Raw genomic sequence first — 18299 nt, forward strand, 5'->3', positions numbered from 1 at the left:
TTGAAGCGCAGCACCGAGTCCGCGGCGGGGGAGACGGCTCAGAGCGCGCGCAGCCAGTCGACGACCGTGCGTCGCACCTGCGGAGCCTGCGACTCCAGCGGCAGGGCGGAGCCGGCGCCGGTGAAGGTGTGCGTGCGCACGCCGCTGCTGCGCGGGTAGGAGCGGGCCTGCTTCTGCGCCGCGCCGGGCGCCAGGCGGGTGTCGCGGGAGCCGAAGAGCAGCAGCACGGGAGCCGCGAGGTAGCGGGTGTTCGACGCCGAGGCGCCGACGAGCGCGCCCTGGGTGTTCACGTCGCCGCACGGCACGCCGTTGCGGCGCTCCACCGCGGCGCTGCGGACGGCGCTGGGCGCCGAGGCGAAGAGCAGGCCGCGGAAGTCGGCCGAGGTGGCGCCGAAGGTCGCGAAGGTGCGGCCGCCGCACTGCTGACGCTGACGGCTCAGCTCCTGGGTGGCGCGCGAGGAGGCGGCGTTGTCGGCCCACGACATCAGGACGACGCCGTCGACGTCGTCGTAGCGGCCGGCCTCGTTCTGCGCGATCGCGGCGCCGGTGCCGTGTCCGTGGAGGACGACGCTCAGCGCGTGCGGGGGCACGCCGCGGCCCTGGGCGTAGCGGAACTTGCCCGCGTAGAGCTGCTGGACGATCTGGTGGAGCATGTTGACCTGGGCGCCGAGGCAGGTGGCGCGGCCGTCGCTGAGGCCGCTGCGGTCGTAGCCCAGCCGGTCGACGACCAGCACCAGCTCGCCCGCGCGGGCCAGGCCGCCGGCGTAGTCGTAGCGCGCCTGGGAGGGCATGTTCCAGAACCAGCCGCCGGTGCCGGCGTCGTGCACCAGCACGTTGACGCGGGTGCCGCCGTCGTAGCCGTTGATCTGGTCGTAGGTGCCCACGAGGGTGCCGCGCAGCTCGTGCTCGCGACCGTCGGCGCCGCACGACATCCCGGTGCCCTGGGCGTTGTTGACCACCCGGAACACCACGGCCCGCCGCTCGATGGTGCTGGAGCCGGAGGCCTGAGCGGGCGCGGCGACGAGCGCGCCGGCGGCCACGAGCAGGGCCACGGCGGCCGCGACGACGGAGGTCAGGAGACGCGCACGGGCGGCGCGGACGGGGGTCGATCGCATGCCGTTGAACCTATGTCAATAGCGCGGTATCCGACAGACCGACGGTATGTGAGTTCCATGACCCCGCCCGCGGGCCTCTCGGGTGAGCCGGTCAGGCCTGCGGGGCCTCCGGCGCCACGAGCGGGTGCGTGGCGACGACGGCGCTCACCGCCAGCGGCCCGTACAGGTGCGGGAAGGTCTCCTCGGAGCCCGGCTCGCCGGGCTCGTCGACCACGGGGCAGTCCAGCAGCGCCGGGTCGATCTCCAGCAGCACCAGCGGCTCGGCGACGCCGGCGTAGAACCGTCGCACCGTCTCGGGCCACTGGTCGGCCCGGCTGGCGTGGATGAATCCCTCCTCGGCGAGGCTGCGCCCCCGCGTCGAGCGCTCGTAGCGCCCCGACGCCTGCGCCGCCTCCCACTCCGAGACCAGGGCGACGTGGAAGAGACGGGCCATGGCCTCACGCTAGCGAGGGGGCCCGGACGTGCGGCTGTCGGGTGGGCCCACGGCGGCCCATCGACGTCAGAAGAGCCGGTGCTCGCCGTCGTCGATCCCGCGCAGGGCGTCGTAGTCGACGGTGACGCAGGCGATGCCGCGGTCCTCGGCGAGCACGCGCGCCTGGGGCTTGATGAGCTGGGCGGCGAAGACGCCGCGAACGGGGCCCCTGGTGGTCAGCAGCGGGTCGCGGTTGAGCAGCTCGAGGTAGCGGGTGAGCTGCTCGACGCCGTCGATCTCGCCGCGTCGCTTGATCTCGACGGCCACCGACGCGCCGTCGGCGTCGCGGCACATGAGGTCGACGGGACCGATGGCGGTGGGGAACTCCCGGCGCACCAGCGTCAGGCCGGGGGAGAGGGTGCCGGGGTGCTCGGCGAGGAGCTCCTGGAGGTGCTTCTCGACGCCGTCCTTCTGCAGGCCCGGGTCGACGCCGAGGTCGTGGGTCGACTCGTGGATCACCTCGTCGATGAGGATCCGCAGGGTGTCGTCGGTCTTCGAGGTCACGGTCCACTCGACCCGGCCGTCCTCGGCGGTGCCCTCGCGCAGGGTGCACGGCGGCGACATCCAGTTCAGCGGCTTGTAGGAGCCGCCGTCGGAGTGCACGAGCACCGAGCCGTCGGCCTTGATCATCAGGACGCGGGTCGCCATCGGCAGGTGGGCGGAGAGGCGGCCGGCGTAGTCCACCTGGCAGCGCGCGACGACGAGTCTCACGGGCGGCGAATCTACCCCCGACCTAGGGTGGCGCGGGTGACCACCCCGCGCGTGCGCCTCGCCCGTCCCAGCGACCTGCGCCACCTGGCCCCGATCGAGGACGCCGGCGGCCCGATGTTCGAGGAGCGCCTCGGCCGTCCGGCGCCCGAGCTGCGCCAGCCGGCGCCGTCGGGGACGACGCGCGACCAGGCCGGCACGCTGCTGGTGGTGGGGGAGCCGCCCGCCGGCTTCGCGCACCTGCTGGTGATCGAGGGCCACGCCCACCTCGAGCAGGTCTCGGTGCATCCCGACCGCCAGCGCGAGGGACTGGGCCGGGCCCTGGTGGCCGCCGCGCGCGAGGAGATGCGGTGGGCGGGCTTCGAGGAGCTCGCGCTCTGCACCTATCGGGACGTGCCGTGGAACGGCCCGTTCTACGCCTCGCTGGGCTTCGAGGAGGTCGTCGACCCCGAGCCGTGGCTGGCGCGGATCCTGGCCCACGAGGTCGACCTCGGGCTCACGGCGTACGGCGCGCGGATCGCGATGCGCGTCCGGTTGTAGGGAACGTGATCCCGCACACCGGACGATTCGGTTACCAGCGGGTAGGACATGTGTCAGCATCGTCGCCATGACCTCCGCCGCGCAGATCGCCGAGACGCTGATCTACCCCTACCTGAACCACGCCGTGCGCATGTACGAGGAGAAGTACGCCTCCCGCGCCGACATCGACGCCGCCATGCGCTTCGGCTGCGGCTACCCCAAGGGCCCGCTCACCGTCCTCGACGAGATCGGACTCGACGTCGTCCGTGACGCGCTCGCGGCGCGCTTCGCCACCTCTGGCGACCCGCTCCACAAGCCGGCCGACCTGCTCGAGAGCCTGGTCGGCCAGGGCGCCACCGGCGTCGCTGCCGGCAAGGGCTTCTACGCCTACGCCGACGGCGCGATCTCCTCCGACGCCGAGACGCCCTCGGCCGACGACGCCCCGCAGCTGCGCCACGACATCCGCACCGTCGGCGTCGTCGGCACCGGCACCATGGCGTCGGGCATCGTGCAGGTGTTCGCGGCGTCGGGCTACGACGTCGTCGTCGTGGGTCGCGGCGAGGACAAGGTCGCCGGGGTCTCGGCCTTCATCGCCAAGTCCTACGACCGGCTCATCGAGCGCGGTCGCAGCGACGAGGACGCCAAGGCGGCCGTGCTGGCCCGCATCACCGGCGCCACCGAGCGCTCCGCGCTGGCCGACGTCGACATCGTCGTCGAGGCCATCGCCGAGGACCTCGCCATCAAGCAGGAGCTCTTCGCTGACCTCGACGCCATCTGCAAGCCCGGCGCGATCCTGGCCACCACGACCTCCTCCCTGCCGATCACCTCCTGCGCCGAGGTCACCAAGCGCCCCGAGGCCGTCATCGGCATGCACTTCTTCAACCCGGCCCCGGTCATGAAGCTGGTCGAGGTCGTCACGACCACCCAGACCGGCGTCGACGTCGACGAGACCGTCCGCGCCCTGTGCGCCAAGACCGGCAAGGTCGCGGTCTCCTGCGGCGACCGCGCGGGCTTCATCGTCAACGCGCTCCTCTTCCCCTACCTCAACGACGCCGTCAAGCTCTCCGAGCAGGGCGAGGAGCTCACCGTCGTCGACGAGGCGATCAAGGAGCAGGCCGGGTTCCCGATGGGCCCCTTCCAGCTGCTCGACGTCGTCGGCAACGACGTGTCGCTGGCGATCCAGGAGGAGCTGCTGCGCGAGTTCCGCGAGCCCGGCCTCACCCCGGCCGACACGCTGCGTCAGGTCGTCGCCGAGGGTCGTCTCGGCCGCAAGACCAAGCACGGGTTCCACGACTATCGTTGAGCCTGTGCTCCTGTCGGCCGCGCGCGGCTGATGGGGGACGAGGACCAATCCCACCCCGCTGCGCCGATGTCGGCGCGAACCGTGAGGCCCCGGGCGATGCCCGGGGCCTCACGTCGTCCCGGGGAGGCGGGTCCGTGGCCTGGCCGGTTCGCTCGGCGATCAGCCGACGTCGACGGTGTGCTGCTCGTGCCGGGCCCGGGTGGCGGCGTCGACGCCGCCGAGCAGGCCGGCGCCGGTGAACGGCTTGCCGACGAAGGCGTCGACGCCGGCGGCGGCCGGGGTCGCGAGGTCGCGCTGCGCGGTCACCATGACCACGCCCATGCCGTGGTGGCGTGGGTGGGCGCGGATCGCCTGGCACAGCCCGACGCCGTCGAGGCGGGGCATCATCCAGTCGAGCACGACGATCTCGACCGGGTCGCCCGCGATGGCGCACTGGTCGAGCAGGGCGAGGGCCTCGATCCCGTCGGAGGCGAGCACGACACGGTGTCCGGCCCGCGCCAGGAACAGCTCCACGAGCAGTCCGAGGTCGGGGTCGTCGTCGACCACCAGCACACGCATCCGAGGATCCTTCCTCTCGCCGGCAGCCGATCCGTGGCCGCCCGTCGCGCCTCCGATCGGCGCGCGCCCCCTCGACCTGAGTCGTCGCAGACGCCCAGCGGGCGCGGTCCGGACCACGTAGCGTGGCACCGGTGAGGACGAGGAGCCTGCGGGCGCTGGCGGTGCTGAGCGTGGTCGTGGTCGGCGCGCTCGTCGCGACGCTCCTCGTCGCGCACCTGCGCGAGGGGCCGGAGCACGACGCCCGGCTGGCCGCCGGCGCGATCGCGCCGCTGCCCGCCGACACCGACGTCGACTACCAGCTCGGCGGCCCCGCGTCCGTGCCCGCCCACGTCGGCATCGTCGTCCGCGACCGCACCGCCCGGCCCCGCGCGGGCGCCTACGGCGTCTGCTACGTCAACGGCTTCCAGACCCAGCCGGGGGAGCAGGCGCTGTGGCGCCGGCACCCCACCCTGGTGCTGCGACGCGACGGGCGTCCGGTCGTCGACGAGGACTGGGGCGAGTGGCTCCTCGACCTGCGCACCGACGCCCGACGCCGCGCCCTGGCGCGCATCGTCGGCGGCTGGATCGACGGGTGCGCGCGCTCGGGGTACCGCGCCGTCGAGCTCGACAACCTCGACTCCTACACCCGCTCGCGCGGCCTGATGACGCGCGGTCAGGCGCTGGCCTACGCACGGCTGCTCACCCGCCGCGCGCACGACGCCGGGCTGGCGGTCGCGCAGAAGAACCTCGCCGACCTCGACGGCACGCGCGTCGGCTTCGACCTCGCCGTCTCCGAGGAGTGCGGCCGCTACGACGAGTGCGGGGAGTACGTGCGGCACTACGGATCGCAGGTGCTGATGATCGAGTACCGGCGCGCCGACTTCCGGCGCACCTGCGCCGCCTACGGCGCCACGCACGCGGTCGAGCTGCGCGACCGCGACCTGCGCCCCGGCGGCCTCCGGGCCTGGTGCTGACACTAGATTCGTGGGCGTGGCCCTGATCCGCGCGAACTCCGTCCTGCCCGCCCGTCGCACTCCGCTGCGGCTGGAGACCGCCGACGGGCTGCACCTGGTCGGCGAGCTGGCCGTCCCGCTCGATCGCGAGCCCGTGGCCACCCTCGTGTGCCTGCACCCGCTGCCCACCCACGGCGGCATGATGGACAGCCACCTCTACCGCAAGGCCGCCTTCCGGCTCCCGGCCCAGGCCGGCATCGCCGTGCTGCGGTTCAACACCCGCGGCACCTGGTCGCAGCAGGGCACCAGCGAGGGGGAGTTCGACTCCGCCCGCGGCGAGCGCTTCGACGTCGCGGCCGCCATCGAGCACGCCGAGTTCGAGGACCTGCCGAACATCTGGGTGGTCGGCTGGAGCTTCGGCACCGATCTCGCGCTGATGTACGGCCTCGAGCCCGGCGTCACCGGGGCGATCCTGCTCTCCCCGCCGCTGCGCTTCTCCCGCCCCGAGCACCTGCAGGCGTGGGCCGAGGACGGTCGTCCGCTCACGGCGTTCGTGCCCGAGCACGACGACTACCTGCAGCCGCCGGCCGCCCGCGAGCGGTTCTCCGTCGTGCCGCAGGCCGAGGTCGTCGGCTTCGAGGGCAGCAAGCACCTGTGGGTCGGGGACGCCGAGCGCGTGCTCGACGCGATCGTCGCCCGCGTGGCGCCCGAGGTCGCGACCCCGCTGCCGCGGGAGTGGGACGGCCCGATGGAGACCGCCGACACCAGCGCCTACAACGCGCACAACCTGGCGGCGTACGACGGCGTCCCGGTGCCGCAGCCGGAGTCGCAGCCGGAGGCCTGAGTCCCGCCGCCTCAGTCGTCGGCGGACTGCCGCGCGCGGTAGGCGGCGACGGCGTTGCGGTTGCCGCAGGTGGTGGAGCAGAACCGCTTGGAGCGGTTGCGGGAGAGGTCGAGCACGATCCCCTCGCAGTCCTCGTCGGCGCAGATGCCGAGGCGGGAGAGGTCGTCGGCGCGGATGAGGTCGATCATCGCCATGGCGGTCTCGACCTGGATGCGCGTGACGAGCGCGGCCTCCTGGTCGGTGGCGTGGATGTGCCAGTCGTAGTCGCCGTGGCGCACCAGCTGCGGCACCGCCTTCGCCTCGGCGAGGAAGCGGTTGACGATGGCCGCCGCCTCGTCGCGCTCGGCGGTCAGCAGCGCGCGGAGGTCGCCGCGCAGGTCGCGGACGGCGTCGAGCTCGGCCCGGGTGCGGTCGCGGCGGCCGGTGTACTCGTGCTCGTCGAGGAACTCCTGCAGGGCCGCGACGGTGCTGAGCGCGTCGGGGTCGCAGGCGGAGTTGACGAGGGTCGCAGCCGCCTGGAGTGCTACCTCGGTGTCATGGGTGAACGCCACTTTGACAGGTTACCAAACGGGACGTAGTGTCATGTGTCATGACGACGATGACTCATGACACCATGCCCGGATCCGCTCGCCCCTCGTCGGCGCGCACCGGGTCTGGTCTGCTCTGGGCCGTCGTCTCGGCGGCCTCCTTCGGCATGTCCGGCGCCCTGGCGCGCGGCCTGCTCGACACCGGCTGGACGCCCGGCGCCACCGTCCTCGTGCGCGTGGCCCTGGCCGCCGTCGTGGTGCTGCCCTTCGGCATCCGCGCGCTGCGCGGCCGCTGGGACCTCGTCACCGGCAACGTCCTCACCATCACGCTCTACGGCGTGCTCGCCGTGGCCGCCGCGCAGTTCTGCTACTTCTCCGCCGTCCAGCACATGCAGGTCGGGCCGGCCCTGCTCATCGAGTACACCGCGCCCGCCGCGGTGGTCGGCTGGCTCTGGCTGCGGCACGGACAGCGTCCGGGCGCCCTGACCCTCGTCGGTGCGGGCGTGGCCGCCCTCGGCCTCGTGCTCGTGCTCGACCTCGCCTCCGGCGCCTCCATCAGCCTGGTCGGCGTCGCCTGGGCGCTCGCGGCCATGGTCGGCTGCGCGGCCTACTTCCTCATCTCCGCCGACGAGGGCAACGGCCTGCCGCCGATCTCGCTGGCCGCCGGCGGCCTCACGGTCGGCGCGCTGAGCCTGGGCCTGCTCGGCCTGGTCGGCCTGCTCCCGCTCCACGCCAGCACCGCCGACGCCGTCTACGGCGACCACGCCGTCGCCTGGTGGATCCCGCTGGTGCTGCTCGGCCTGGTCACCGCGGCCCTCGCCTACACCTCCGGCATCCGCGCCAGCCGGCTGCTCGGCTCGCGCCTGGCCTCCTTCGTCGCGCTGCTCGAGGTCGTCTGCGCCGTCGTCGCCGCCTGGCTGCTGCTCGGCGAGCTCCCGAGCCACGTGCAGCTGGCCGGTGGCGCGCTGATCCTCCTGGGCGTCGTCGGCGTCAAGCTCGGCGAGCGGCGCACCGCCGACGTCGAGGCGCTGCCGCCGGTCGAGGAGCCCGAGGCGGTCTGAGTCCCGTGCAGGACGCTCGCGACTAGCGGGCGTCCTGGCGGCGCACGAACACCTCGCGCGTCAGCATGAGGATGGCCGCGGCCGTGGGGATCGCCAGCAGGGCGCCGACGACGCCGAGCAGCGCGGCGCCGATGAGCGCCGCGATGACGGTGACCGCGCCGGGCACGTCGACGGACTTCGACATCACGCGCGGGTAGACGACGTAGTTCTCGACCTGCTGGTAGATCACGAAGAAGATCACGCAGGCGATGCCGGCGTTGAGGTCGGTGGCCAGGGCGATCGCGCAGACGACGACCGCGCCGATGGTGGCGCCGATCATCGGGATCACGTCGAGCACCATGACGACGAAGGCCAGCGCCACGGCGTACTCGCCCAGGCCGACGGCGAAGAGGAACACCAGCGAGCTGAGGCCCGCGCACAGCGCCACGATGAAGGCGCCGGAGACGTAGCCGCCGATGCTCAGCAGCACGCGATCGCCCAGCCGGCTGACGCGGTCACGGCGCGAGGCGGGCGCCAGGCGGTAGAGCGCGGTCTTGGTGGTCTCCATGCTGGCCAGGAAGTACAGCGTCAGCACGAGGACGATGAAGACGTTGAACAGCGCGCCGAGCACCGCGAGACCCACGCCGAGGACGCCGCCGAAGAGGGTGCTGGCGTAGTCGCCGCTGGCGACGTACTCGTTGATCTTGTCGATGATCTGATAGTCGTCGTCGAGCTGGCGGATGCGCTCGTTGTCCTGCAGCCGCTGGAGCCACTCGGGCGCGTTGGCGGTGATCGAGGAGACCTGGTCGGCGATCACCGGGACGATCGCCACCAGGAACAGCGCGACGATGATCAGCGCGGTGCCGATGACCGCCAGCAGGGCGTACCCGCGCTTGAGTCCGCGCCGCTCGAAGAACAGCACCGCCGGGTGGAGGCCCGCGGCGATGAACGCCGCGACGACGATCAGCACCAGCACCGAGCTGATCGTCACGATCGCCACGCCGAGCGCGTAGGCCGTGAGCAGGCCCAGTCCGCCGAGCAGGCCGATCAGGTAGGGGTTCGTGCGGTCGAGCGGGGGCCCGGGCTCGCCGAGGTAGGAGGGGCCGCCGATGAGGCCGACGTCGGCCTGACCGGTCTCGCCGGGCTCCAGCGGCAGGCCGGACGGGACGTCGTCCCGCCCGGCCTCCTCGTGCGGGTCCGGGCCCTGGCTCACTCCTCGTCCTCGCCGAAGCCGGAGACGACGTCGCGCAGCGAGGCCAGCTGGGCGGCGATCGCGTCGCGACGCTTGGCCAGGCGCTCGACCTCGTTCCGAAGGGCGGTGCGCTCACGCTCGGCCTCGGCGTCGCCGGAGGCGGCGACGGACTCGGCCTGGGTGCGGGCGGCGGTGACGATCTGCTCGGCCTCGCGACGGGCGCGGGCCAGGATCGCCTCGGTCTCGGCCTGGGCGGCCTGACGGCTCGCGGCCGACTGCTCGCTGGCCTGGCGGCTGCGCTCCTCGGCCGCGGCGGCCCGCTCCTCGGCCTCGCGGACCAGGCGCTGGGTCTCGGCCATGGCGGTGGCGTGGTGGTCGCTGGCCTCACGGGCCAGGCGCTCCTTCTCCACGGCCAGCGCACGACGCGCCTCGGTGACCTCGCGGTCGGCGGCGGCGCGGGCCTGCTCGACCTCGCGCTGGGCGCCGGTGCGCATCTCGGTGGACTCCTGCTGGGCGGCCAGGCGGATCTGGTCGGCCTCGCGCTTGGCTCCGGCGATCAGGTCGGCGGCCTCGGCCTTGGCCAGGGTGCGCTCCTGCTCGGCGTCGGCGAGCACGCGGTCGCGCTGCTCGTCGAGCTCGCGCAGCTGGACGACGCGCATGTCCTCGGCCTCGCGCGTGGCCTCGGCGCGGGTGGCCTTGGCGTCGCGGACGGCGGAGGAGCGGATCTCCTCGGCCTCGCGGTGGGCGTTGCCGATGATCTCCTCGGCCTCCTCCTCGGCCAGGCGCAGCATGGCCGACGCGCGACCGCCGAGGCCGGCGTAGGAGGGCTTCTCGATCTCGGCGAGCTCGGTCTGGGCCGCCTCGAGCGCGGCCTCGAGCTCGATGACGCGACGCTCGGACTCCGCCAGGCTGCTGCTCAGCCCGGACTTCTCGCTGGTGAGCTGCTGGAGGCGGGCGTCGACGGCGGCGATGTCGTAGCCGTTGCGGCGCACGACGGGGAAACCGGGCACGGCGGCCGGCGGGACGACCGGGCGGGCCGCGCCCGCGGCGGGGCTCGCCGGGGCGGCGGGGGCGGCCGGACGCGACGCGGCCGGGACGGCCACGGTGCGGTCGTCGGCTCCGGGGGCGGGGCGACCGGCCGGCTGGGCCGGGATCACCTGGGTCTTCTCGGAGTCGGCGCCGTTCTGCGGCTCGTCGTCGAAGATGGACAGACCCTGGTCGCTCATGTGTGGGAGCACCTCTTCCGGTGGCGTGGGCTGGCGTACGGGTGTGCGCCCATCCTCTCCCACGGCACGGGTTCGCCGATACCCGGCTCGCGGGCCCGGACGCCCTCGCAGCGAGATCTCAGGCTGCGCTCAGCCTGGAACGCCGCAGGCCCCTCCGGCCGATGCCGGAGGGGCCTGCGAGAGGGGGATCAGACGCCGCGGAAGATGTTGATCTTGTCGATGTGCTGGGCGCGCAGCTCCTCGTTGCGCACGCCCAGGCCCTCCTCGGGGGCCAGGCACAAGACGCCGACCTTGCCCTGGTGGGCGTTCTTGTGGACGTCGAGCGAGGCCTGGCCGACCTCCTCGAGGGCGTAGGTCTTCGACAGCGTCGGGTGGATCTTGCCCTGCGCGATGAGGCGGTTGGCCTCCCACGACTCGCGGTAGTTCGCGAAGTGGCTGGAGATGATGCGCTTGAGGTTCATCCACAGGTAGCGGTTGTCGTACTCGTGCATGTAGCCGGAGGTCGAGGCGCAGGTGGTGATGGTGCCGCCCTTGCGGGTGACGAACACCGAGGCGCCGAAGGTCTCGCGACCGGGGTGCTCGAAGACGATGTCGATGTCTTCGCCGCCGGTGAGCTCGCGGATCTTGGCGCCGAAGCGCTTCCACTCCTTGGGGTTCTGGGCGGTGTTCTCGTCGTTCCAGAACTTGTACTGCTCCTCGGAGCGGTTGATGATCAGCTCCGCGCCCATCTTGCGGGCGATCTGCGCCTTCTCCTCGTTGGAGACCACGCACACCGGGGTGGCGCCGCCGTTGAGGGCGTACTGCGTCGCGAAGCCGCCCAGACCGCCGGAGGCGCCCCAGATCAGGACGTTGTCGCCCTGCTTCATGGCGCCGCCGTTCTTGGAGACCAGCTGGCGGTAGGCGGTGCAGTTGACGAGGCCGGGGGTCGCGGCCTCCTCCCAGGTCAGGTGCTCCGGCTTGGGCATGAGCTGGTTGGCCTTGACCATCGCGATGTCCGCGAGGCCGCCGAAGTTGGTCTCGAAGCCCCAGATGCGCTGCTCGGTGTCCATCATCGTGTCGTCGTGACCGTCGGGGCCCTCGAGGTCGACCGAGAGGCAGTGGGCCACGACGCGGTCGCCCGGCTTCCACTTGGTGACGCCGGGGCCGACCTTGAGGACGACGCCGGAGAGGTCGGAGCCCACGATGTGGTAGGGCAGGTCGTGGCGCTTGGTGAGCTCGGAGAGCCGGCCGTAGCGCTCGAGGAAGCCGAAGGTGGAGACGGGCTCGAAGATCGAGGTCCACACGGTGTTGTAGTTGATCGCGCTGGCCATGACGGCGACGAAGGCCTCGCCGGGCCCGAGCTCGGGCAGCGGCACCTCCTCGACGTGGATCGACTTGCGGGGGTCCTTGTCGCGCGAGGCGACGCCCTCGAACATGTCGACCTCGTCCTTGTGCACCGTGGCGGCGCGGTAGGACTCGGGCAGGGCGAGGCTCGCGAAGTCCTCACTCGTGGTGCCGTCGGCGGTGATGGCATCGAGGATGTGCTGCACGTCGGTCTCCTAGGAAGGCGGGCGGCGGGTTCCGCAGGAAGATACCGGCCGGTAACCGGCTGCGGGACCGGTCTCAGGTGTGGCCCCCGTCTCATGGCCGGGGGTCGGACCGGGGTGGTCGGCGGGGGAGCGGATCAGTGGTGGGCGTCGGCGGCCGGCTCGACGAGCTCGACCAGCACGCCGCCGGCGTCCTTGGGGTGCACGAAGTTGATCCGCGAGTTCGAGGTGCCGCGCTTGGGCTCGGGGTAGAGCAGGCGGACGCCGCGCTCGCGGAGGATCGCGCTGACGGCGTCGACGTCGGTGACGCGATAGGCCATCTGCTGCACGCCCGGGCCGGAGCGGTCGAGGAACTTCGCGATCGTGGAGGAGTCGTTCAGCGGCGCGAGCAGCTGGATGAAGGAGCCGGAGTCGCCCACGGCGACCATCGCCTCGCGCACGCCCTGCTCCTCGTTGACCTCCTGGTGGGCGACCTTCATGCCGAAGGTCGACTCGTAGAACTCGATCGCGGCGTCGAGGTCGGCCACGGCGATGCCCACGTGGTCGATCGCGGTGAACAGGTGCTCGGGGATGCTCAGGTCGGTCATGGGGGCATCGTGGCCGCTGGGAGGTTGCGACCACAACGCATCTCAGCGAATGGCCCGGCCCCGGAGGCTGCGACCTGCGTCACCGGTCCGGTCGGGTGAGGTGGCGCCCGTCTCAGTCGACGACTGACGCTGTCGGCCGACGTGACCGGTGAGTACTGTGCGAGCCGTCCAGGCTCGCGACCGGCTCACGGGTCGGCGCCGGACGCCCGCCGCTCGAGGCAGGGCGTCGCGCCCGCCCCGCCCGCCGCGCCCGCCGTCACCCTCGCTGGTTAGGAACGCCCATGACCTCCGTCATCGTCGCCGGTGCTCGCACCCCCATCGGTCGCCTCCTCGGCGGCCTGAAGACCCTCACGGCCGCCGACCTCGGCGGCGTCGCCATCAAGGGCGCCCTCGAGAAGGCCGGCGTCTCCGGCGACCAGGTCGACTACCTGATCATGGGCCAGGTCATCCAGGCCGGCGCCGGCCAGAACCCGGCCCGCACCGCGGGCATCGCCGCCGGCCTGCCGATGAGCGTCCCGTCGATCACGATCAACAAGGTCTGCCTCTCCGGCCTCAACGCCATCGCCACCGCCGACCAGATGATCCGCGCCGGCGAGGCCGAGATCATCGTCGCGGGCGGCATGGAGTCGATGACCCTGGCCCCGCACCTGCTCCCCAAGTCGCGTGACGGCTTCAAGTTCGGCGACACCAAGCTCGTCGACTCCATGGCCTACGACGCCCTCTACGACCAGGCCACCCAGCAGGCCATGGGCGGCCTCACCGAGCAGATCAACGCCGAGGGCACCGCCCTGAGCCGCGAGGAGCAGGACGCCTTCGCCGCCGCCTCCCACCAGAAGGCCGCCGCGGCCTGGAAGAACGGCGTCTTCGACGAGGAGGTCGTCCCGGTCTCGATCCCGCAGCGCCGCGGCGAGCCGGTCGTCGTCTCCGCCGACGAGGGCGTGCGCGGCGACACCACCGTGGAGTCCCTCGGCAAGCTGCCCCCGGCCTTCTCCAAGAGCGGCACCATCACCGCCGGCTCGGCCTCGCAGATCTCCGACGGCGCCTGCGCCGTGGTGGTCATGAGCAAGGCCAAGGCCGAGGAGCTCGGCCTGGAGTGGCTCGCCGAGATCGGCGCGCACGGCATGGTCGCCGGCCCCGACACCAGCCTCCAGCTGCAGCCGGCCAACGCCACCGCGAAGGCCTGCGAGAAGGAGGGCATCACGCCCGCCGACCTCGACCTCGTCGAGTTCAACGAGGCCTTCGCGGCCGTCGGCATCGAGTCCGCGCGCAAGCTCGGCCTGCCCGACGAGAAGGTCAACGTCAACGGCGGCGCCATCGCGCTGGGCCACCCCGTCGGCATGTCCGGCGCCCGCGTGGTCCTGCACCTGGCGCTGGAGCTCAAGCGTCGTGGCGGCGGCATCGGCGCGGCCGCCCTGTGCGGTGGTGGCGGCCAGGGCGACGCCCTGATCGTCCGCGTCCCGCAGGCCTGATCGGGAGTCCCGCGATCACCCAGCACGCTCCGGTCGGGGGCCGACGCCGCACGGCGTCGGTCCCCGACCTCGTCGAGGCCGCGCGCGCGGGCCAGCCCCGCGCCGTGGCCCGTCTCATCTCCTACGTCGAGGACGAGTCCCCGCTGCTGCGCGAGGTGATGGCGGCCCTGGCGCCGCACACCGGCCGTGCGCAGGTCGTCGGGCTCACCGGCGCTCCCGGCGTCGGCAAGTCGACCACGACCAACGCGCTCATCGCGGCCCTGCGCCGCTCCGGGCGCCGGGTCGGCGTCCTCGCGGTCGACCCGAGCTCGCCGTTCTCCGGCGGCGCGCTGCTCGGCGACCGCATCCGCATGCAGGACCACGCGGACGACGCGGGGGTCTACATCCGCTCCATGGCCTCGCGCGGCCACCTCGGCGGCCTCTCCTGGAGCACCCCGCAGGCGATCCGCGTGCTCGACGCCGCCGGCTTCGACGTCGTGCTGGTCGAGACCGTCGGCGTGGGCCAGAGCGAGGTCGAGGTCGCCGCGCAGGCCGACACCACCATCGTGCTGCTCGCCCCGGGCATGGGCGACGGCATCCAGGCCGCGAAGGCCGGCATCCTCGAGATCGGCGACCTCTACGTGGTCAACAAGGCCGACCGCGACGGCGCCGACCAGGTGCGCCGCGACCTGCGCGGCATGCTCAACCTCGCCGAGCGCCGTGACGACGCGTGGCGCCAGCCGATCCTCAAGATCAGCGCGGCCCGCGACGAGGGCCTGGGGGAGGTGGTCGAGGAGATCGACCGCCACCACGCGTTCCTGCGCGAGAGCGGCGAGCTCGTGCAGCGGCGCACGCGGCGCGCGCGGCAGGAGGTCGAGGCGATCGCCGTCACCGAGCTGCGGCGTCGCTGGGCCGACGTCAGCGGGCGCACCGAGCTCGACGACCTCGCCGGCTCGGTCGCGGCAGGAGAGCTCGACCCCTACCGCGCCGCGGACGCGCTGCTGGCCGCCCACGCCGCCGGCACGCCCGATCCCGGTCTGGACCGGCGAGCCTGACCCATCCGGGGCGCTCGGGCTGGTACCCATGGTCCGTACTGGCACGCCCTCAAGGACGGAACCGACGATGAAGAAGGCGATCCTCGCCCTGGCCGTGCTCTTCGTGGGCTTCTGGCTGGTCACCGACCCGCAGGGTCTGGCCGACGTCGCAGGGCAGGGCGGCTCCCAGCTGGTCGACCTCACCGGCCAGCTCTTCGACTCCCTCATCGCGTTCATCCGCGAGCTGAGCTGACCCGCGCCGCCATGGCCGGCGGACTGCTGCACCCCGACATCGGACGCCACCTCCTGCGGGAGGAGGGCGAGGTGATCGTCGACGCCGTGCATCACCACTGGGTCGCCTACCTGCGTCCCGGCGCCGAGGGCGTGCTCGGCCTCGCGCTCGTCGTCGCCTCGGCCTTCGTGTGGCTCTCCGTCGCGTGGATCGTGCTGCTGCTCGGCGTCGTGCTGCTGCTCCGGTGCGCCTGGGGCGTGCTGCGCGAGGCGCGCGACCGGTTCGTGATCACCAACATGCGGGTCTTCCGCATCCACGGCGTGCTCACCCAGAGCCTGGCGACGATGCCGCTGCACCGCATCCTCGACATCACGGTCGTCAAGCCGCTGCACGGTCGCGTGCTCGGCTTCGGCCACTTCGTCTTCGAGTCCGCCGCCCAGGAGCAGGGTCTGCGCGACATCCGCTTCGTGCCCCGGCCCGACGAGCGCGACCTGGTGATCCAGCGCGTCGTGCAGCAGTCGGGGCTGCGCGGCCCTCGTCTGTGACGACGGGCGGCGTCCGGGCGGCCCGCGACACCTCCCTAGGATGGGTGCCATGACGCAGCGCCCCTTCAGCCGTCCCGGAGCGATCGACCTGTCCGCGCTCAAGCGCCCGGCCCCCGCAGCGCCCGCGGCGCCCGGCGGCACCCCGGCCGGGAGCGGCGCGGCGGCCCCCGCGGGCGGCGGCGCGTACAGCGTCGAGGTCACCGAGGCGATCTTCCAGCAGGTCGTCGAGGCCTCGATGACCGCGCCGGTGCTGCTCGTCTTCTACTCCCGCACGCGCATGCCCGAGAGCGGCCAGCTCGCCGACGACCTCGCCACGCTCTCGGAGGAGTTCGAGGGCCGCTTCCTCGCGGGCCTCGTCGACATCGACGCCGCGCCCGGCATCGCCCAGGCCATGCAGATCCCCTCGATCCCGCTGGTCGTCGCGGTCATCGACGGCCGTCCCGCGCCGCTGCTCCAGGACGTCGTGCCGCTCGAGGAGCTGCGCGCGGCGCTGACCCAGGTGATGCAGCAGCTCACCGTCCAGGGCATCACCGGCCGGCACCAGCCGCGGCACGCCGAGGTCGCGGGCGAGGACGGCGAGGCCGTCGACCCGCGCTACGCCGCCGCCGACGCCGCGATCGAGGCCGGCGACGTCGAGGGCGCGATCGCCGAGTACCAGCGCCTGGTCGACGCCAACCCCGCCGACCACGAGGCCGCCGCCGGCCTCGCGATGGCCCAGGTGCTGCTGCGCACCCGCGGCGTCGACCTGCAGGCCGCGCGGGCCGCGGCCGCCGCGGCGCCCGACGACGTCGACGCCCAGATCCTCGTCGCCGACCTCGACCTGCTCGGCGGCCATGTCGACGACGCCTTCCGCCGGCTCGTCGAGCTGGTGCGCCGCACCGCCGACGCCGACCGCACCCGGGCCCGCGAGCACCTCGTGAGCCTCTTCGCGGCCGTCGGCAACGACGACCCGCGCGTGCTGCGCGGACGCCAGGACCTCGCCTCCGCGCTGTTCTGAGCCCCGTTCCGAGCCCCGTTCCGAGCCCTGTCCTGGGCTCCGTCCCGGACGAGCCTCAGCGGGGGAGCGGTGCCCCGGCGGCGAGATCGGCCCCGAGGTCGATGCCGGCGGCCAGGCCGGCGACGGTGACGCCCTCCAGGCGGGAGGCGATGGCGTCGACGACCTCGGCGTCGAGCGCCTCGAGCGAGCGCTGGACGCCCTGACCCACCGGGCACTCCGGTGCGGGTCCGTGCAGGCCGAGCACGTGGTCGGAGCCCTGGAGGAGCCGCCAGACGGTCGCCAGGGTCAGGGAGCCGGCGTCGACGCCGAGCTCCCAGCCGCCGCGCGCGCCGGCGCGCGAGCGGACGAGCCCGGCCTCGCGCAGGGGGCCGAGGACGGTGCGCACGTGCACGGCGTTGACGCCCGTGCTCGCCGCCAGCTCCTCGGAGCCGACGGGGGAGGTGCGTCCGGCCTCGGCCATCGCGGCCAGGTAGGTGAGCACGTGCACGGCGACCGCGAAGCGGGTGTTGGTCGGCGTGGGCATGGACCCATCTTGCCTGATCGTCGTCGTTGTGACTACATTTCAATCTGTCGTCACGATGACGACGGATCGCATCCATGCCACCACGGAACGAGGACCCACCCATGACCATCGCCGTCACCGGAGCCTCCGGGCAGCTCGGCCGTCTCGTCGCCGAGGGCCTGCTCGAGCGCGTCGCGTCCAGCGACGTCGTCCTGCTGACCCGCGACCCCGCCCGCCTGGCCGACCTCGCCGAGCGCGGCGCCGACGTGCGCGCCGCCGACTTCGGCGACCCGGCGACGCTGGCCACCGCCTTCGCCGGCGTCGACCGCCTGCTGCTCATCTCCACCGACGTCGTGGGCGCCCGCCTCGAGGGCCACCTCGCGGCCATCGACGCCGCCCGTGCCGCCGGCGTGCGCCACGTCGCCTACACCTCGGTGCCCGAGCCGGTGGAGGCGAACCCCGCCGCCGTCGTCCCGGACCACGCGGCCACCGAGGAGGCGCTGCGCGCCAGCGGCCTGGCCTGGACGATGCTGCGCAACAACCTCTACGCCGACATGCAGGGCGCCTCGCTCGCCCCGGCCGAGGCGACCGGCCAGCTCGTCACCAACGTCGGCGACGGTGCCGCCGCCTACGTCACCCGCGCCGACTGCGCGGCCGTGGCCGTCGGCGTCCTGACCGGCGAGGGGCACGAGGGCCAGGTCTACGACGTCACCGGTCCGCACGCCTGGACCGCCGCCGAGCTGGCCGAGCTCGCCGCCCGCCGCGCCGGCCGCGAGGTCGAGATCGTCGCCGTCGACGACGACGCCTACGCCGCCGGACTGGTGCAGGCCGGCGTCCCGGACTTCCTGGCGCCGCTGCTGACCTCCTTCGGCACCTCGATCCGCCAGGGCCATCTGGCCACCGTCACCGACGTCGTGGCCCGGGTGGGCGGCGTCGAGCCGACCCCGCTGGAGTCGGTGCTCTGAGCCTGTGAGCGGCCTCGGCGGCCGGAC

General features: G+C 73.3%; 21 protein-coding genes. 11 read left to right on the forward strand and 10 right to left on the reverse strand.

Going from position 1 to position 18299, the window contains the following annotated elements:
• Window positions 1-38: 38 nt before the first annotated feature.
• The 3 genes from ACZDWJ_RS06625 to nucS form a co-directional block, all read right to left on the reverse strand.
• A complete protein-coding gene (locus ACZDWJ_RS06625; RefSeq protein ID WP_463520140.1) occupies window positions 39-1115 on the reverse strand; it encodes an alpha/beta hydrolase in 1077 nt (358 codons plus the stop codon).
• Between the two features lie 91 nt (window positions 1116-1206).
• Window positions 1207-1548: a DUF952 domain-containing protein gene (locus tag ACZDWJ_RS06630; RefSeq protein ID WP_463520141.1), complete on the reverse strand. Its 342-nt coding sequence runs from the start codon at window positions 1546-1548 to the stop codon at window positions 1207-1209.
• Window positions 1549-1614: 66 nt separating this feature from the next.
• On the reverse strand, window positions 1615-2298 hold the full coding sequence (gene nucS, locus ACZDWJ_RS06635) for an endonuclease NucS (RefSeq protein ID WP_463520142.1): 684 nt from the start codon (window positions 2296-2298) through the stop codon (window positions 1615-1617).
• Between the two features lie 36 nt (window positions 2299-2334).
• Between nucS and ACZDWJ_RS06640 the strand changes: the two genes are divergently transcribed.
• Together ACZDWJ_RS06640 and ACZDWJ_RS06645 are read left to right on the forward strand one after the other, a co-directional pair.
• Window positions 2335-2835, forward strand: coding sequence for a GNAT family N-acetyltransferase (locus tag ACZDWJ_RS06640; protein ID WP_463520143.1), 501 nt, complete (start codon window positions 2335-2337; stop codon window positions 2833-2835).
• A gap of 67 nt (window positions 2836-2902) precedes the next feature.
• Entirely contained in the window at window positions 2903-4117 is a 1215-nt protein-coding gene (locus ACZDWJ_RS06645; protein WP_463520144.1) for a 3-hydroxyacyl-CoA dehydrogenase family protein, read from the forward strand.
• A gap of 159 nt (window positions 4118-4276) precedes the next feature.
• On the opposite strand, the gene ACZDWJ_RS06650 is transcribed toward ACZDWJ_RS06645, so the two are convergent.
• Window positions 4277-4675, reverse strand: a complete 399-nt coding sequence (locus ACZDWJ_RS06650; RefSeq protein ID WP_463520145.1) for a response regulator transcription factor — start codon at window positions 4673-4675, stop codon at window positions 4277-4279.
• 131 nt (window positions 4676-4806) lie between these two features.
• Between ACZDWJ_RS06650 and ACZDWJ_RS06655 the strand changes: the two genes are divergently transcribed.
• The gene (locus ACZDWJ_RS06655) at window positions 4807-5628 is read left to right on the forward strand and encodes an endo alpha-1,4 polygalactosaminidase (RefSeq protein WP_463520146.1); all 822 of its coding nucleotides are present in this window, start codon (window positions 4807-4809) and stop codon (window positions 5626-5628) included.
• A gap of 16 nt (window positions 5629-5644) precedes the next feature.
• Window positions 5645-6451 carry an alpha/beta hydrolase gene (locus tag ACZDWJ_RS06660; protein ID WP_463520147.1) on the forward strand — a complete coding sequence of 269 codons (807 nt, stop codon included), beginning with the start codon at window positions 5645-5647 and terminating at the stop codon, window positions 6449-6451.
• 11 nt (window positions 6452-6462) lie between these two features.
• Here ACZDWJ_RS06660 and ACZDWJ_RS06665 read toward each other — a convergent pair whose 3' ends face one another.
• Entirely contained in the window at window positions 6463-7002 is a 540-nt protein-coding gene (locus tag ACZDWJ_RS06665) for a CGNR zinc finger domain-containing protein (protein ID WP_463520148.1), read from the reverse strand.
• Between the two features lie 38 nt (window positions 7003-7040).
• On the opposite strand from ACZDWJ_RS06665, the gene ACZDWJ_RS06670 reads away from it, so the two are divergent.
• Complete coding sequence (locus tag ACZDWJ_RS06670; RefSeq protein ID WP_463520149.1) at window positions 7041-8039, forward strand: EamA family transporter; 999 nt, start codon at window positions 7041-7043, stop codon at window positions 8037-8039.
• A 22-nt stretch (window positions 8040-8061) separates the two neighbouring features.
• Here ACZDWJ_RS06670 and ACZDWJ_RS06675 read toward each other — a convergent pair whose 3' ends face one another.
• The 4 genes from ACZDWJ_RS06675 to mce all read right to left on the reverse strand — a co-directional run bounded on the left by ACZDWJ_RS06675 (window position 8062) and on the right by mce (window position 12549).
• Window positions 8062-9231, reverse strand: coding sequence for an AI-2E family transporter (locus ACZDWJ_RS06675; RefSeq protein WP_463520150.1), 1170 nt, complete (start codon window positions 9229-9231; stop codon window positions 8062-8064).
• Window positions 9228-10436 (reverse strand): hypothetical protein, encoded by a 1209-nt coding sequence (locus ACZDWJ_RS06680; protein ID WP_463520151.1) that lies wholly within the window; start codon window positions 10434-10436, stop codon window positions 9228-9230. The genes ACZDWJ_RS06675 and ACZDWJ_RS06680 overlap by 4 nt, the downstream gene beginning before the upstream one ends.
• Before the next feature lie 188 nt (window positions 10437-10624).
• Window positions 10625-11965, reverse strand: a complete 1341-nt coding sequence (ccrA, locus tag ACZDWJ_RS06685; RefSeq protein ID WP_463520152.1) for a crotonyl-CoA carboxylase/reductase — start codon at window positions 11963-11965, stop codon at window positions 10625-10627.
• A gap of 134 nt (window positions 11966-12099) precedes the next feature.
• Window positions 12100-12549, reverse strand: coding sequence for a methylmalonyl-CoA epimerase (gene mce, locus ACZDWJ_RS06690; RefSeq protein WP_463520153.1), 450 nt, complete (start codon window positions 12547-12549; stop codon window positions 12100-12102).
• Between the two features lie 281 nt (window positions 12550-12830).
• Here mce and ACZDWJ_RS06695 point away from each other — a divergent pair, with 281 nt between their 5' ends.
• The 5 genes from ACZDWJ_RS06695 (at window position 12831) to ACZDWJ_RS06715 (ending at window position 16805) form a co-directional block, all read left to right on the forward strand.
• Window positions 12831-14018 (forward strand): acetyl-CoA C-acetyltransferase, encoded by a 1188-nt coding sequence (locus ACZDWJ_RS06695; RefSeq protein WP_463520154.1) that lies wholly within the window; start codon window positions 12831-12833, stop codon window positions 14016-14018.
• A gap of 104 nt (window positions 14019-14122) precedes the next feature.
• Window positions 14123-15052, forward strand: coding sequence for a methylmalonyl Co-A mutase-associated GTPase MeaB (gene meaB / locus ACZDWJ_RS06700; RefSeq protein WP_463520155.1), 930 nt, complete (start codon window positions 14123-14125; stop codon window positions 15050-15052).
• A 67-nt stretch (window positions 15053-15119) separates the two neighbouring features.
• Window positions 15120-15284, forward strand: coding sequence for a hypothetical protein (locus tag ACZDWJ_RS06705; RefSeq protein ID WP_463520156.1), 165 nt, complete (start codon window positions 15120-15122; stop codon window positions 15282-15284).
• Between the two features lie 11 nt (window positions 15285-15295).
• A complete protein-coding gene (locus ACZDWJ_RS06710; RefSeq protein ID WP_463520157.1) occupies window positions 15296-15808 on the forward strand; it encodes a PH domain-containing protein in 513 nt (170 codons plus the stop codon).
• A 49-nt stretch (window positions 15809-15857) separates the two neighbouring features.
• Entirely contained in the window at window positions 15858-16805 is a 948-nt protein-coding gene (locus ACZDWJ_RS06715) for a co-chaperone YbbN (protein WP_463520158.1), read from the forward strand.
• A 55-nt stretch (window positions 16806-16860) separates the two neighbouring features.
• On the opposite strand, the gene ACZDWJ_RS06720 is transcribed toward ACZDWJ_RS06715, so the two are convergent.
• A complete protein-coding gene (locus tag ACZDWJ_RS06720; protein ID WP_463520159.1) occupies window positions 16861-17328 on the reverse strand; it encodes an Rrf2 family transcriptional regulator in 468 nt (155 codons plus the stop codon).
• 101 nt (window positions 17329-17429) lie between these two features.
• Here ACZDWJ_RS06720 and ACZDWJ_RS06725 point away from each other — a divergent pair, with 101 nt between their 5' ends.
• A complete protein-coding gene (locus ACZDWJ_RS06725; RefSeq protein ID WP_463520160.1) occupies window positions 17430-18272 on the forward strand; it encodes an SDR family oxidoreductase in 843 nt (280 codons plus the stop codon).
• Window positions 18273-18299: the final 27 nt, after the last annotated feature.

This window comes from Nocardioides sp. B129/18, assembly GCF_055282735.1.

Coding starts and splice junctions, on each gene's coding strand:
- ACZDWJ_RS06625 (WP_463520140.1), bottom strand. CDS start 1,115: ATGCGATCGACCCCCGTCCGCGCCGCCCGTGCGCGTCTCCTGACCTCC.
- ACZDWJ_RS06630 (WP_463520141.1), bottom strand. CDS start 1,548: ATGGCCCGTCTCTTCCACGTCGCCCTGGTCTCGGAGTGGGAGGCGGCG.
- ACZDWJ_RS06645 (WP_463520144.1), top strand. CDS start 2,903: ATGACCTCCGCCGCGCAGATCGCCGAGACGCTGATCTACCCCTACCTG.
- ACZDWJ_RS06650 (WP_463520145.1), bottom strand. CDS start 4,675: ATGCGTGTGCTGGTGGTCGACGACGACCCCGACCTCGGACTGCTCGTG.
- ACZDWJ_RS06670 (WP_463520149.1), top strand. CDS start 7,041: ATGACGACGATGACTCATGACACCATGCCCGGATCCGCTCGCCCCTCG.
- ACZDWJ_RS06680 (WP_463520151.1), bottom strand. CDS start 10,436: ATGAGCGACCAGGGTCTGTCCATCTTCGACGACGAGCCGCAGAACGGC.
- mce (WP_463520153.1), bottom strand. CDS start 12,549: ATGACCGACCTGAGCATCCCCGAGCACCTGTTCACCGCGATCGACCAC.
- ACZDWJ_RS06695 (WP_463520154.1), top strand. CDS start 12,831: ATGACCTCCGTCATCGTCGCCGGTGCTCGCACCCCCATCGGTCGCCTC.
- ACZDWJ_RS06705 (WP_463520156.1), top strand. CDS start 15,120: ATGAAGAAGGCGATCCTCGCCCTGGCCGTGCTCTTCGTGGGCTTCTGG.
- ACZDWJ_RS06710 (WP_463520157.1), top strand. CDS start 15,296: ATGGCCGGCGGACTGCTGCACCCCGACATCGGACGCCACCTCCTGCGG.
- ACZDWJ_RS06715 (WP_463520158.1), top strand. CDS start 15,858: ATGACGCAGCGCCCCTTCAGCCGTCCCGGAGCGATCGACCTGTCCGCG.
- ACZDWJ_RS06720 (WP_463520159.1), bottom strand. CDS start 17,328: ATGCCCACGCCGACCAACACCCGCTTCGCGGTCGCCGTGCACGTGCTC.
- ACZDWJ_RS06725 (WP_463520160.1), top strand. CDS start 17,430: ATGACCATCGCCGTCACCGGAGCCTCCGGGCAGCTCGGCCGTCTCGTC.